The sequence below is a fragment of the Streptococcus mobilis genome (assembly GCF_059727625.1).
On the sequence record NZ_AP041823.1, the window covers coordinates 1,925,773 to 1,940,355 of the forward strand.

Annotated in this window: 14 protein-coding genes; 3 read left to right on the top strand and 11 right to left on the bottom strand. The window is 43.8% G+C overall.

What is annotated here, in order from left to right; genetic code table 11:
• Positions 1 to 64 precede the first annotated feature (64 nt).
• The 9 genes from AC6IZR_RS09290 to AC6IZR_RS09330 all read right to left on the bottom strand — a co-directional run bounded on the left by AC6IZR_RS09290 (position 65) and on the right by AC6IZR_RS09330 (position 10,211).
• Complete coding sequence (locus tag AC6IZR_RS09290; RefSeq protein WP_021154414.1) at positions 65 to 1,195, bottom strand: ABC transporter ATP-binding protein; 1,131 nt, start codon at positions 1,193 to 1,195, stop codon at positions 65 to 67.
• A gap of 124 nt (positions 1,196 to 1,319) precedes the next feature.
• Positions 1,320 to 2,180, bottom strand: a complete 861-nt coding sequence (locus AC6IZR_RS09295; RefSeq protein WP_497848479.1) for a helix-turn-helix domain-containing protein — start codon at positions 2,178 to 2,180, stop codon at positions 1,320 to 1,322.
• On the bottom strand, positions 2,177 to 2,575 hold the full coding sequence (locus AC6IZR_RS09300) for a Mini-ribonuclease 3 (protein WP_003010060.1): 399 nt from the start codon (positions 2,573 to 2,575) through the stop codon (positions 2,177 to 2,179). Before AC6IZR_RS09300 ends, AC6IZR_RS09295 begins: the two co-directional genes overlap by 4 nt.
• Positions 2,568 to 3,911 (bottom strand): cysteine--tRNA ligase, encoded by a 1,344-nt coding sequence (cysS, locus tag AC6IZR_RS09305; protein WP_497848480.1) that lies wholly within the window; start codon positions 3,909 to 3,911, stop codon positions 2,568 to 2,570. Before cysS ends, AC6IZR_RS09300 begins: the two co-directional genes overlap by 8 nt.
• Positions 3,912 to 3,931: 20 nt before the next feature.
• The gene (locus AC6IZR_RS09310; RefSeq protein ID WP_497848481.1) at positions 3,932 to 4,798 is read right to left on the bottom strand and encodes a GNAT family N-acetyltransferase; all 867 of its coding nucleotides are present in this window, start codon (positions 4,796 to 4,798) and stop codon (positions 3,932 to 3,934) included.
• 12 nt (positions 4,799 to 4,810) lie between these two features.
• Positions 4,811 to 5,428: a serine O-acetyltransferase gene (gene cysE / locus AC6IZR_RS09315; RefSeq protein WP_061604741.1), complete on the bottom strand. Its 618-nt coding sequence runs from the start codon at positions 5,426 to 5,428 to the stop codon at positions 4,811 to 4,813.
• A gap of 24 nt (positions 5,429 to 5,452) precedes the next feature.
• Positions 5,453 to 7,675, bottom strand: coding sequence for a polyribonucleotide nucleotidyltransferase (gene pnp / locus AC6IZR_RS09320; protein ID WP_497848482.1), 2,223 nt, complete (start codon positions 7,673 to 7,675; stop codon positions 5,453 to 5,455).
• Positions 7,676 to 8,172: 497 nt separating this feature from the next.
• Positions 8,173 to 8,910 carry a hypothetical protein gene (locus tag AC6IZR_RS09325; protein WP_497848483.1) on the bottom strand — a complete coding sequence of 246 codons (738 nt, stop codon included), beginning with the start codon at positions 8,908 to 8,910 and terminating at the stop codon, positions 8,173 to 8,175.
• Between the two features lie 17 nt (positions 8,911 to 8,927).
• The gene (locus tag AC6IZR_RS09330; protein WP_497848484.1) at positions 8,928 to 10,211 is read right to left on the bottom strand and encodes a DUF6287 domain-containing protein; all 1,284 of its coding nucleotides are present in this window, start codon (positions 10,209 to 10,211) and stop codon (positions 8,928 to 8,930) included.
• Between the two features lie 155 nt (positions 10,212 to 10,366).
• Here AC6IZR_RS09330 and pepF point away from each other — a divergent pair, with 155 nt between their 5' ends.
• From pepF to AC6IZR_RS09345, 3 genes are all read left to right on the top strand, one after another.
• Positions 10,367 to 12,163: an oligoendopeptidase F gene (pepF, locus tag AC6IZR_RS09335; protein ID WP_497848485.1), complete on the top strand. Its 1,797-nt coding sequence runs from the start codon at positions 10,367 to 10,369 to the stop codon at positions 12,161 to 12,163.
• Between the two features lie 128 nt (positions 12,164 to 12,291).
• Entirely contained in the window at positions 12,292 to 13,194 is a 903-nt protein-coding gene (locus AC6IZR_RS09340; protein ID WP_497848486.1) for an excalibur calcium-binding domain-containing protein, read from the top strand.
• A 109-nt stretch (positions 13,195 to 13,303) separates the two neighbouring features.
• Positions 13,304 to 13,633: a DUF6568 family protein gene (locus AC6IZR_RS09345; protein WP_480992346.1), complete on the top strand. Its 330-nt coding sequence runs from the start codon at positions 13,304 to 13,306 to the stop codon at positions 13,631 to 13,633.
• Between the two features lie 68 nt (positions 13,634 to 13,701).
• On the opposite strand, the gene trxA is transcribed toward AC6IZR_RS09345, so the two are convergent.
• Complete coding sequence (gene trxA, locus AC6IZR_RS09350; protein ID WP_003013593.1) at positions 13,702 to 14,016, bottom strand: thioredoxin; 315 nt, start codon at positions 14,014 to 14,016, stop codon at positions 13,702 to 13,704.
• A gap of 12 nt (positions 14,017 to 14,028) precedes the next feature.
• Positions 14,029 to 14,253 carry a DUF4649 family protein gene (locus AC6IZR_RS09355; protein ID WP_024054957.1) on the bottom strand — a complete coding sequence of 75 codons (225 nt, stop codon included), beginning with the start codon at positions 14,251 to 14,253 and terminating at the stop codon, positions 14,029 to 14,031.
• Positions 14,254 to 14,583 lie beyond the last annotated feature (330 nt).

Sequence of the window (14,583 nt, forward strand, 5' to 3'; positions counted from 1 at the left end):
CTTGTCTCCTTAAAATGAAAGAGACCGAGACAAATCGTCTCAGTCTCTATCGTGTCAGTAGGTATTAGTATACTGTTTTTTCAGTTTCTTTATCGAAGAAGTGAGCTTTGTTCAAGTCAAATCCAAGTTCGATGGTTTCACCAGTTCCAAGGTAGTCACGCGCATCCACTTTAGCGATGAATTCGTTGTCACCAACTTGGCAGTACAAGTGAGATTCAGAACCGAGTAACTCAGACACAGAGATAGTTGCTTTTACAACTGATTCTGGGAAAGTTTCAAGGAAAGCAGCTTCTGTATTCACGTCTTCTGGACGGATACCAAAGATCAATTCTTTACCATCATAGCCTTTTTCTTTCAAGACTTTCAAAGCACCTTCTGGAACTTTCAAATTCAATCCATTAGCAACGATGTGTCCACCTTCCAATTTCACGTTAATGAAGTTCATCGCAGGGCTTCCGATGAATCCAGCTACGAATTTGTTCACTGGGTTTTTGTATACTTCTTGAGGAGTTCCGATTTGTTCTACACGTCCGATTGTACCAGTACCTGCAGGGTTTTTAGTAGCAGACATGATAACGATACGGTCAGCAAGTGTCATCGCTTCTGTTTGGTCGTGGGTTACATAGATCGTTGTAGCTCCGATACGACGGTGAATTTTCGCGATTTCAGCACGCATGGATACACGCAATTTTGCATCCAAGTTTGACAAAGGTTCGTCCATCAAGAATACTTTTGCATCACGGACAATGGCACGTCCCATGGCAACACGTTGACGTTGACCACCTGAAAGGTCAGCTGGTTTACGATCCAAGAATTCTTTCAAGCCAAGGATTTCAGCTGCTTCTTGTACACGTTTGTCGATATCTTCCTTGCTGTATTTACGCAATTTCAAACCAAATGCCATATTATCGTACACAGTCATGTGTGGGTAAAGAGCGTAGTTTTGGAATACCATGGCGATGTCACGGTCTTTAGGCGCTACGTTATTTACAACAGTACCATCGATGGAACATTCACCTTCTGTGATATCTTCAAGACCAGCGATCATACGAAGAGTTGTTGATTTACCACATCCTGAAGGACCTACGAAAACGATAAATTCTTTGTCTTTGATGTCCAAGTTGAAGTCTTCAACTGAGTAGTGTTCGCTGTTTGGATATTTTTTGTAAATATTTTTAAGATTTAATTCTACCATGATGGTACTCCTTTGATTTTTATAGTTCTATTGTAAATGAAAACGTTTTACAAATCTATGGCAAGTCTCACAAAAAAGAAAAAGAGTTTTGTGCAAGTTGCACAAAACTCTCGATTGATTCCGTTTAAATGACATCTTGCAAGACTAAATGGTAGCAAAGAGCCAGATCTGTCAGATTTTTCAACTGGAGACCCGTTAGCTCTTCCCACTTATCAATCTTGTATTGGAGCGAATTGCGATGGAGATAGAGTTGCTGGGCCGCCTTGGTCACGACTGCCCCATTTTCCCAAAGAGCGACAATGATGTCTTGCAATTGATCTTGACTTTCAATCAACTGATACAAGCGTTCTTTGATTGGAGTAAGGTCCAGACCTGCCTGCTCGATCCCCCACAGATAGAGTTGAGAAAAGCGATAGACGCCTTGATGCCCTTCTCGAATCCAAGCTCGAAAGACCGCCTGTTCTGCTCGGATAACCGGAGCCACTTTTCCTTCTTTTGACTCGGTCCATACTTGCCCGACCAGGATAGATAAACGAATGTTAAAATCATACTCCATGGCAGAGACGGTATCTTTTAAGATATCGGCCACAGGCAAAGACTGGTCTTGGTCCAGAATGAGCACGTAGTCCTGTCCACTCAGTTGCAAGGTTGCTCGGAAGTTGGGCAAGAGTGTCTGCATCATCTCTAACCAAGAAGCCATCCCTTCCGCTGTTGAGTGCGAGAGGTGGCAATAGACGAGCTGCATTTTTTTGATGACCTGAGGGGCTTCTCCCTTTCCATCGATCAGGTATTGGTACCAAGGATTGGGGGCAACCTCTTCTTCACCGCCCAACCAGGAAATCAATTGTTTTTCTCGCTCGGTTAACTCTTCTTCCTTCAGTAGCAGCCATTGATGAGCCTGAAGGGGTATCGCTACATAACCAGCTGGTGGATGGGGGTGATCCGTCACCTCTGCATGAGGAAACCACTCTCTGATATTTTTCACTGCTTTCTTCCTTCTTCTACTTGCTGGATGCACCAGTTGATCAATTCTTCTAAACGAGCAAGCTCACCCGTCATATGAAGATAGCCCATAACGGCTTCAAAGCCTGTCGACATACGATAAGTCACGACATCCGCATTTTTGGCCTTGGTATGGCTATTGGTATTGCGACCGCGCTTGTAGATCTCCAACTCTTTTTCTGTCAGAATTTCTTGCTCCAGCATGCTTTCAATCAAGCTAGCCTGAGCTCTGGCAGAGACGTAGCGTGTTGCAGTCTGGTGAAGCTTATTGGGCTTGGTCATCCCTTGAAAAATTAGGTGCCTGCGAATATACATGGAATAGACCGCATCCCCTTCAAAGGCAAGGGCGATCCCATTGATTAGATTGACATCAATCACGTGTCCACCTTACACCTTCTTTTGTATCCAAGAGCTTGATTCCTTGCGCAGCCAATTCATCGCGAATCGAATCTGCTCGCGCAAAATCTTTCTTAGCCCGCGCTTCCTGACGTTCAGCGATCAAGGCTTCAATATCCGCATCCAAAACTTCTTCAACAAAGACCACTCCAAAGACTTCTAACATCTTTGCCAAGGCATCCTTGACGTCTTGGTTGTAATGACCTGAATTGATCCATTTGGCCAATTCAAAGACGACGGTGATTCCGTTTGCGGCATTGATATCTTCATCCATAGCCGCAATAAACTTGTCCACAAAGTTTTGTAAGTCTGCTGGATCCACTTCTCCGGCGAAAGGTTGTTCATAAGTATTTTTCAAATACTTGAGGTTGGTCTCCGCATCGCGCACAGCTTTTTCTGTGAAGTTAATCGGCTTGCGGTAGTGTTGGGTCGCAAAGAAGAAACGAAGCACTTGACCATCGATCGTCTTCAAAGCATCATGCACAGTGATAAAGTTGCCCAAAGACTTGGACATCTTGACATTGTCAATATTGACAAAGCCATTGTGCATCCAGTAGTTGGCAAAGGTTTGACCAGTTTTAGCCTCTGACTGGGCAATTTCATTGGTATGGTGCGGAAACTCAAGGTCAGCTCCACCACCGTGAATATCAATGGTATCGCCTAAAATCCCCGTTGACATGACCGAACACTCAATGTGCCAGCCAGGACGACCAGGTCCCCAAGGGCTTTCCCAAGAAACTTCACCTGGTTTGGCAGCTTTCCAGAGGGCGAAATCGACTGGATTTTCCTTGCGAGCTGTTTCCTCATCTGTCCGACCAGAAGCACCTAGCTCTAGGTCTTCCAAAGTTTTATTGGCTAACTTAGCATAGTTATGGGATTTTTCCACACGGAAATAGACATCGCCTTGGCTCTCGTAGGCATAGCCTTTTTCGATCAAGTCGGTAACAAAGCGAATGATGTCATCCATAAACTCAACCACACGAGGGTGGCGGGTTGCAGGCTTGACTCCAAGAGCCGTCACATCCTCACGAAAGGCCGCAATGTACTTGTCTGCCACTTCCTGAGGAGTAATGCCTTCTTCCTTGGCACGGTTGATGATCTTATCATCCACATCGGTAAAGTTGGAAATATAGGCAACTTCGTAGCCACGATACTCAAAGTAGCGACGAATCGTGTCAAAGGCCACCGTTGATCGGGCATTCCCAACATGGATATAGTTGTAAACTGTTGGCCCACAAACATACATGCGGACCTTCCCTTCCTCGATGGGGACAAATTCTCGCAAATCACGAGACATGGTATCATAAATTTTTAACACGCTTCATTTCCTTTCTGTTTCTACTCTTTTGGCTTCAAATAAACCACCTGAGTCTGGTTGACAAAGCCAATCTTTTCATACAAACGTTTGGCACCTACATTGCTGTCTTCCACGGCAATCTGAAAGGCCTTGTCATTTTGCTCAATGAGTTGGTTGACAAGGGATTTTGCCAGGTAGCTCCCATAGCCTTTTCCACGTTCATGTTCGGCTATTGCTAAACCATAGAGGTAATTCGTATTACTCGATAAATCAACTGTACAAGTTCCAATAACCTGACCGTTTTTTAGTAAAATATATAGGCGACTTTTTGGATCCTTCAGAGCTTTAGCGACATATCTATCCACAACTTCTCTAGATTCATGTTCCTCTGAAAATGCCTGAAACTTCAACTGACTAATTTGATCCTGATAGGAACGATCTGCTAACAAAACGTCCAGATTGGAAACAGTTGCTAACGGATAAGGTCTTCTATCCTTACCTAACCAGGTTTCTGTCTCTTCATCCTCGACCAGTCCCCAGTTGTTGACAAAATCAGGATGGCGCTCTAGAAAAACACGCTCTGTCTGAAAAGTTACAGACTCAATGGGATAAGATGCCGTTTCTGTCTCAAAACTTCTATATAAAGCCCGCGCAATGCCTTGACGACGATGATTGGGGTGGACCAGAATCGCTACTTCCACATCTGGGTCATCTGCATAAACGGTTAATAGGCCAACAAGTTCACCTTTTTCATAATAAAGGAAAAAGGCGGGCATATCGGGATCAAAATTGAGCATATTGGAGAGATAAGGATCCCGAAAAGTTCCGTCATCCTTCTGACAGATGGCAATAAGGGCCTTTGCTTCCAGTAGTTGGTGGTCAGTCAATGTATTGGTTGCTTGAATCACGTAGCGATCTCCTTACAAGCTAGAAGACCGATGACTGGCTTCCTTAGCATGCTCCATCTTATTCACATAGTATTCGCGTTTTTCTTCTTCTTGGTGAATGATTGGCTCATCCTTCTTACCGTGAACACGAACAATTTTAGCAGGGACTCCGACAACGGTCACATCACTCGGTACATCGGAGACGACGACCGCTCCCGCTCCTACTTTGGCTTTGGCCCCAATCTCAATCGGACCGATGACCTGAGCATGAGCGGAGACTAAGGCTCCTTCACGAACCGTTGGATGGCGTTTACCGACATCCTTCCCTGTTCCCCCAAGGGTCACCCCGTGGTAGAGCATGACGCCTTTTTCAACAATGGCCGTTTCCCCGATAACGAGGCCCGCTCCATGGTCAATAAAGACACCGGAAGCAATGGTCGCACCTGGATGGATCTCAATCTGGGTCCAAAAACGCCAGAATTGGCTGTGCATCCGAGCTAGAAGCTTAAAGCCATGGTTCCACAAAAAGTGGGAAACACGGTGAGCTGCCAGTGCTTTGACGCCCGGATAGGTCAAAAGGACCTCCAGCGAGGTACGCGCTGCTGGGTCATTTTCTTTTACAATATCGATGGTTTCACGCCACCATCCCATACCGTGCTCCTCCTTTTCTAATGATTATTCTGAATCTTTTTGTGTAATAGTAAAGTCTTTTTTTGGTTTGTGGTCTTTGTTGTGGTGACGAGGACGATCGCCATGGCGATGAGTTTTTTCACCTTTTTCCTCGCTGTTTTCTGCTTTTGGCGGACGAGGGAGAAGAGCTTTCATAGAAGCATCGACACGACCTTTTTCGTCAATCTTGATAATCTTCACATCGACTTCATCACCGATGGCTACCAAGTCTTCGACACGGTTGGTGCGCGTCCAAGCCATTTCAGAGATATGAACGAGGGCATCCGTCTTGTCAAAGAGGTTGACAAAAGCACCAAATTTCTCGATCCGAACCACTTTAGCATGGTAGACTTCGTCCACTTTCGCTTCACGAACCAAGCCTGCAATGATTTCTTTAGCACGGTTAATGGCATCTTGGTCGCTCGAGTAGATCGATACGTTCCCTTCTTCGTCGATATCAATCTTAACGCCTGTTTCAGCGATGATCTTGTCGATGGTTTCTCCACCCTTACCGATGACAATCTTAATCTTGTCCACATCAATCTTGATGGTATCAATTTTCGGAGCAGTTGGCGCCAATTCTGGACGCACTTCTGGAATGGTTGCTTCGATCACATCAAGGATTTCAAAACGAGCTTTCTTGGCTTGAGCAAGAGCTTCTGTCAAAATTTCTGCAGTAATCCCTTGGATCTTGATATCCATTTGAAGGGCTGTAATCCCGTCACGCGTACCTGCAACCTTGAAGTCCATGTCGCCAAAGTGGTCTTCCAAACCTTGGATATCTGTCAATACGGTATAGTTATTTCCATCAGAAATGAGACCCATTGCAATCCCTGCTACTGGCGCCTTGATTGGCACACCACCCGCCATAAGGGCAAGCGTTCCCGCACAGATAGAGGCTTGAGAAGAAGAACCGTTTGATTCCAAAACTTCTGCTACCAAACGAATCGCGTATGGGAATTCTTCCAAGCTTGGCAATACTTGAGCAAGAGCACGCTCCCCAAGAGCACCGTGACCAATTTCACGACGACCAGGTGCACCGTAACGTCCAGTTTCCCCTACAGAGTATTGTGGGAAGTTATAGTGGTGCATAAAGCGTTTCTTGTACTCTGGATCCAAACCATCGATGATTTGAGTCTCACCCATTGGCGCCAAAGTCAAGATAGAAAGGGCTTGCGTTTGTCCACGCGTAAAGAGACCTGAACCGTGAACGCGAGGAAGGAAGTCAACAACCGCATCCAAAGGACGGATTTCGTCAACCTTACGACCATCAGGACGAACCTTGTCTTCTGTGATCAAACGACGCACTTCTGCGTGTTCCATTTGTTCCAAGATTTCAGCTACATCCCGCATGATACGGTCAAATTCTTCGTGGTCTGCATATTTTTCTTCGTAAACGGCTGTCACTTGGTCTTTAACCGCTTGAGTCGCAGCTTCACGAGCTAATTTTTCTTCTACTTGGACCGCTTTTTGAAGGTCACTGTTGTAGGCTGCGATGATTTCAGCTTGCAATTCAGCATCTACATGAAGCAATTCAACTTCTGCTTTTTCTTTCCCAACTGCTGCTACGATTTCTTCTTGGAAAGCAATCAATTCTTTAACCGCTTCATGCCCTTTTAGAAGAGCTTCTAACATGATTTCTTCTGACAATTCTTTAGCGCCAGACTCTACCATGTTGATAGCGTGTTTGGTTCCAGCTACTGTCAATTCAAGAAGCGAGCGCTCAGCTTGTTCTTGCGTTGGGTTGATGACGATCTCCCCATCCACATAACCTACTTGTACCCCAGCGATTGGTCCGTCAAATGGAATATCTGAGATAGAAAGCGCCAAGGATGAACCAAACATGGCTGCCATTGGTGCAGATGCATTTTCATCGTAAGAAAGAACCGTGTTGATGACTTGCACTTCATTACGGAAACCTTCCGCAAACATTGGACGGATTGGACGGTCGATCAAACGCGCTGTCAAAGTCGCATCTGTTGAAGGACGTCCTTCCCGTTTCATAAAGCCACCAGGAAACTTCCCAGCTGCATACATTTTTTCTTCGTAGTTGACTTGAAGTGGGAAGAAATCCCCAGTTGCCATCTTCTTAGACATGACAGCAGCCGTCAAGACAGTTGACTCACCATAACGCACGACAACAGCGCCATTTGCTTGCTTGGCAACCTGACCAGTCTCTACGATCAACTCACGACCCGCAAAAGTCGTTTGAAACACATGTTTTGTCATTGTAATCCCCTTTGGATTTATAAAATTATACGACTTGCCTACAAAGATCAAGATATTTTGGACGGTTCGGCTTGCCGAACATTTCTGTAGAAAAATAGGAAGGTGACGCCGCACTCGATGAGTGCTAGGAAGCTTATCTTTTTTCCTAAGAAATGAGGCCAAAATTCAGTTCATCAGGATACAAAGGGCGTGAAGAATCCCGTATGAAAATAGGAGATTGACGCAGTGTGCCACGCACACTAGGAAATCTATCTTTTTCACTAGGGATTTAGCCCGTGTTCAACTATCAAGATACTAAGGCTGCCAAGCAACTCAACGAGATAAGAATTTCAACAGCCTATCTGTATGTTATATCCTCATCTTTGTATCCAAGCACGTATACCTTTTATTTTAACATATTCAAGCCCAAAAGAAAAAGGCTTTGAGGGCCTTTTTATTTGATTCTTCAGCAAGTTCTATATAAAAATTTTAGAGCTAGATATAGCTTCTGATTATTTTTACGATTTTGCGAATTCAGTGCTGTCGACATAAAAGCGTGTTTTATGTGTTCCACCCTTGTAGTCCTTATTGTTTCGTTTCAAGACAAAACGTCTGTATGGATCGGAAGTTCCTTGGATAGTCGTTGTCACTTCAACTGAATCTTCATTGATCACCCATTCATCCGGTGAAGGGATTTCCATCGGTGGCATCGCTCCCCCACGACCGCCAGGAACAACTTCATAGAAGGCCTTGTCTTTTGTCGAATAGATCCAGCCGTCTTTCTTTTCATTTGTTAGTTGGATCAGCTTGTCTTGTGAAAGACTGCGGATAGAGTCCGATGTTTCTTCTGCATCTAATTTATCAATGATATCTTGCAGATTATAGGTTCCCGGCGTGTAGGTATTGTAGTAATCAATGAACATGTCTTGTGGGTAACCATCAACCGCACCGTGGTCATTGTTCAACTCCAGCAAGCGAGTCGGTTGCACCTGAAGTGAATAGGTCAAAGACGCACTGTTTTCAATAATCGAATAGATATCCGCTTGGTCCGCTTTTGACAAGGTCCCAATGGCTTTTTTATCATTTTTATCTGACTTTTCTTCTTGCGACTGCTCTTTTTCTTGGGTCTCACCAGAGGACTTCTTGACGGATGAAGATCCTACTGGAGCATGCTTACGCTCATAGCGTTTCGGAGCGCAGGCTGCTAGGGAAAGCAAGAGGGCTGCAGCTAGTAAATAGGTTCCAATTTTTTTCATGTTTGTCTCCTTATTTTTTAGTTCACACGGTAGTACAAATCGTTCCCATTCGTAGCATCACTCTTACTCCAGTAAATGGATTCACTGCCACCTTCTCTTGAAGGAATGAAAAGAATAGGCGTTTCGTTCGTTGCGCCAGGCATCCGACTAACTCCGTGTAAATTGCCTTCCTTGAAGTAAAAACCAGAAAATTGAACACCATTGACAGCACTACCATTGACTTTCACAATTCCTTGCGCATCAAACTCAATACTAGTTCCGTGCTTATTTTCCCATACTCCTGCTACACTTGAGAAATTTCCAGCTTTAATTTCTTCTAGATTCATTCCAGTCTTTGTAGCGGCAGGTGCTGAAGCTGATTCAGTATTGCCACTCACGCGCGTTGTGAATTCAAGGGCGATCCAGCCTTGTCCAGATTCCAATTTGCCCCAAGTATGACCATCTGCGTCTACTGTTTCCGTAATGGTGTAAGTTCCTTTTGCGATCATTCCTGCAGATGGGGCGGAGGTAGACGGTTCTTTCCGAATACGAAGATCGGCCACGCCAACTTGTACTTGGAAGCTTTCTGATTTTTTCTCTTCTGCTTTCGCTGTTGATTTGGAATCCCCTGAACCATCAAATTTTTTCCAATCAAGCTTACTAAGGTCCAACTTCTTGGCTGAAATCCCAAGAGCCTGTTCTGCCGTTTCCTTCCCACCAATTTGAATGGTTGCTTTCTTTTCTTCCTTGGCTTCCCCTTTTCCTAGCGAATAAAGGGTCAATTCCATTTCTGGATTCACAGATTGCCAAGTAGCATAGACGATTTGTCCATTGTCAAAAACATCTAAGCTGGAGCGATAGCCACCCACCGCAGCTGTATAAGCTGTATGGAGCAATTCGGTTTCTTGACCCTTGAGGTAATAGATTGCAGAAACATATTGTTTGTTTCCAGTGTATTGATTGGACACCAAGAGCTCATCCACACCATCTTTGTTCAAGTCTGTAAAAGCGTATTGGAAGGTTACCGGAGTTCCTAAGCGCTCCAAAGCATCTAGATAGATGCTTTCTTCTGAGCCAGATTTTATCTTACCTAATTCCGCAAACAGGCCTGCTTTATCTCCATTTTTAAGAGCAGTATCATACTTAGCATACCGCTCCAAAACCTCTTGATAATACTTCTGACCTGTATCCTTCTTCTCTTTTTTAACCGACGAAGAGCTTGCCGTTTTCGGTTTACTTTGGCGTTCATAACGTTTGGGTGCACAAGCCACCAGAGCTAGAACGGACGCACCTGCTAGTAGTGAAATCATAACCTTTTTCATAAAAACCTCCTCATATCTATCCTAGTATATCAAAAATGGTCAATTTTTCCAGCTCTTTTCAAGATTTTTACACAAGCATTTTCCCCTCTCCCTCTATGTTTCTGCTCCTTTTTCTGATATACTTAGTATAGTTATTTGATCAAAAGGAGAACACTATGGAATTAAAAAAACGTTCTGAATTTCCTGAGAACGAACTCTGGGACCTCACAGCCCTCTACCAAGACCAGGAAGACTTCTTGCGTGCCATTGAAAAGACTCGCGAGGAAATCAATGAATTTGTCCGCAACTACAAGGGCAAGCTCCACACTTTTGAAGACTTTGAAGCTGCCTTTGCGATCTTTGAGCAAATTCAGATCCAACTCAGCCACATTGGCAACTACAGCTTTATGCCACAAACCACTGACTTTGGCGACGAAGCTTTTGCGGAAATTGCTCAAGCAGGTATGGATTTCGAAACTTGGGCGAGCGTTGAACTTTCCTTCTTTGATGATGCTTTGGTAGAAGCGGATGAAGATGTCCTCGAACGCTTGGGGCAACTCCCTCACCTCACTTTTGCCATTCGTCAGGCTAAAATCAAAAAAGCTCACTACTTGGGAGCTGATGTGGAAAAGACCTTGACCAACCTGGGTGAAGTCTTCTACGGACCACAAGACATCTATACCAAGATGCGGGCGGGCGACTTTGAAATGGCTGATTTTGAAGTAGATGGAAAAGTCTACAAGAATAGCTTTGTTACCTATGAAAACTTCTACCAAAACCATGAGAATGCAGAAGTCCGTGAAAAAGCCTTTCGTTCTTTCTCAGAAGGTCTCCGCAAGCACCAAAACACGGCTGCTGCTACCTATCTAGCCCAAGTTAAGTCTGAAAAACTGATCGCAGATATGCGAGGCTACGATTCTGTCTTTGACTATCTCTTGGCTGAGCAGGAAGTGGATCGTGCCATGTTTGACCGTCAGATTGACCTGATCATGAAGGACTTCGCTCCGGTCGCTCAAAAATTCCTCAAACACGTGGCCAAGGTCAACGGTCTTGAGAAAATGACCTTTGCTGATTGGAAGTTGGATTTGGACAGCGCACTCAACCCTGATGTGACCATTGATGACGCTTATGACTTGGTCATGAAATCTGTAGCACCCCTTGGAGAAGAATACTCCCGCGAAATTGCCCGCTACCAAACCGAACGCTGGGTCGATTTCGCAGCCAATGAAGGCAAGGATTCCGGTGGTTATGCGGCCGATCCATACCGCGTCCATCCTTATGTCCTTATGAGCTGGACAGGACGGATGAGTGATGTTTACACCCTGATCCACGAGATCGGACACTCTGGTCAATTCATCTTCTCAGACAACAACCAAAGCTACTTCAACGCCCACATGTCGACCTACTATGTGGAAGCTCCTTCTACCTTTAACGAGCTCCTCCTCAGCGACTATTTGGAACACCAGTTTGACGACCCTCGTCAAAAACGTTTTGCCTTGGCTCACCGTTTGACAGATACCTACTTCCACAACTTCATCACCCACTTGTTGGAAGCGGCCTTCCAACGCAAGGTCTACACCTTGATCGAAGAAGGTGGTACCTTCGGCGCTAGCAAGCTCAACAGCATCATGAAGGAAGTCTTGACAGAATTCTGGGGAGACGCCGTTGAAATCGATGACGATGCAGCATTGACCTGGATGCGCCAAAGCCACTACTACATGGGGCTATACAGCTACACCTACTCAGCTGGCTTGGTTATCTCAACAGCGGGTTACCTGCATTTGAAGAACTCCGAAAACGGAGCTAAAGATTGGCTAGACCTCCTTAAATCAGGCGGCAGCAAGACCCCACTTGAGTCAGCCATGATCATCGGAGCAGATATCTCAACTGACAAACCACTTCGCGATACCATCCAATTCCTTTCAGACACTGTCGATCAAATCATTGCCTATAGTGCAGAATTGGGAGAATAAGAACAATTTTCAGACTTAGTTTAATCTAAGTCTGATTTTTTATTAAAATGTTACCAGTTAGTGATTGAAAGCGCTCTTATATTGTGGTATGATTATTGTGAAAAATATTACTAAATATGGAGAATAAAATGAAAAAGTTTGTCGATTATATCATGGCCCAACCAGTATGGAAAGTCGTTCTTTACGGTCTCGGAATCCTCTTTATGATTTTTAATCCCAAGATCATTCTTCCACTTTTCTTTTTAGGTGGAGCAATTGCTCTGTGGTATTTTGCAAAGAAAAAGCCCAATGTGGCAAAGAGAAATATTGCTGCTCTAGTAGCTATTCTTGGAGCAGGAGGTGTCTATTTAACAAATCCACATACTGTTTCAACAACTCAAGAAGAGCAAACTCAAGCTACTCATTTTGCATCCACTCCTTCTAAAAATGATGAAAGTGCGAAAAAAGAGGCTGAGGCAAAACGTGAAAAAGAGGTAAAAGAAAAAGCTGAGAAAGAGAAAGCAGAGAAAGCTGAAAAAGAGAAAAAGGCAAAAGAAGAACAAGAACGAAAAGAAAAAGAAGAGCGCGAGAAAAAGGCGAAAGAAGAACAGGAACGAAAAGAAAAAGAAGAGCGTGAAAAGAAAGAGGCTGAAGCAAAACAACTTGCTGCTCAAGCTGAGTCTGCCGTACAAGCCTTAGAAAACAATCAAGTAACAGAAAATATTGCCCCAGCCCAAGCTGCCATTGCAAATGTAGCTGATCAAGGAACAAAAGATCGCTTAACTCATCGTGTTGGATTAGTACAAAATGCCATTACTGTCAGAGAACAACAAGCTGAACAAGCTCGACAAGCCGCAGCCGCTGAACAGGCAAGACAAGTTGCAGCTGCCCAACAAGCGCAGCAACAACAAGCATTTGTCACACAACCTCAACAAGGAGGCTATCGAAATTGTAGTGAAGCACGCGCTGCAGGTGCTGCACCGCTTCGTAGAGGGCAACCTGGATATAGCGCTCGCTTAGATAGAGACGGAGATGGAATCGCCTGTGAATAAAAAAATTACGATTCCCATTTTTTCCATTTGTACAATCTCTCTTCTTGCTATCTTATACATGAATTTCAAAAAGAGAGAAATTATTACCCCAAATACATACCAGGAAGCAATGACTTACGTCAAAAAGATTCCGCTATCTGAAGTACAAGAGAAAATCAACAACAAAGAAGATTTCATTCTCTATATCGGTCGCGAATCATGTCCATACTGTCAAAAATTCGCTCCCAAATTAGCAGTTGCTATTCAAAAAACGAATCAGACCGTTTATTACCTGGATAACGACTCAAAGGAGCGAAAAGACATCACAGCTTTTGCACATGATATGAATATCAAGACGGTACCAAATTTGTCAACTTTTAAAAAAGGTAGTAAAGAAAACTATCTAAAAAAAGGTAGCAAATCAAGTATCGAAGAGATTATGGATCTCTTGACTCAATAAGTCAATTTTAAAAGGTCAATACAAAAAGAGTAAGATAGAACGATTCGTTCCTATCTTACTCTTTTTTACTAACTCAACTCCGCCACAATGGCCTTAATTTGCGCTGCAGTGTGTACACCAGCAACTTGTTTAACCACTTGCCCATCTTTTTTAAAGAGCAAGGTTGGGATGGACATAATGCCGAAAGCACGCGCTGTTTCTGGATTTTCATCCACATCCATTTTTAGGATTTTTAACTCATCTTCCGAAAGTTCTTCCGATAATTTTTCTAAAATAGGAGCTTGCATGCGACATGGACCACACCAGGTTGCCCAAAAGTCTACCAAGACCAAGCCTTCTTTTGTTTCTGCTTCAAATGTTGCGTCTGTAATTGCTTTTGCCATTTTCTTTCTCCTTTAGTTTTGGTACTGCGTCAAATCTTGCTTCATCAAATAGAAGAAGACATCTCCGTAAGTCCCTTGGTAATCCAATTCATGCCCATTATAGGTCAGTTTCACAACAGGATAAAAATCTGCTACCCCAATCAAGCAAGCTTGTTGGGAGCGTTCAAACTCATCGTAGGAATCAAAATGCATGACTCTTTCTTGTTTTGCACCGTCTAGATATGTAATATCAATCATAGCGATAACCTCTATTTCTTATGATGCATAAATTGTAACTCTAGATATTACATCTGTCAAATAAAACGACTTCCTCAGAATGATGGATCTTGTTCGATAAGGAAAAGACAACAAAACAAAAAATCTCCCCGAAGGGAGACAGATCTGGTCTATTTTACCTTACGATGCTAGGAACCAAAGCCGAAGATTATACTTGAGTATATTCTATCAAAATTAACAAAAAAGCCCTCTGAATTCAGAGGGCTCCATCCTTGCTGGATAAAACGTTTCTAGACAAGGCGACGAACCGAAGATTGTACTATAATTCTAGTAAAAAAGAAAAGTCACCCT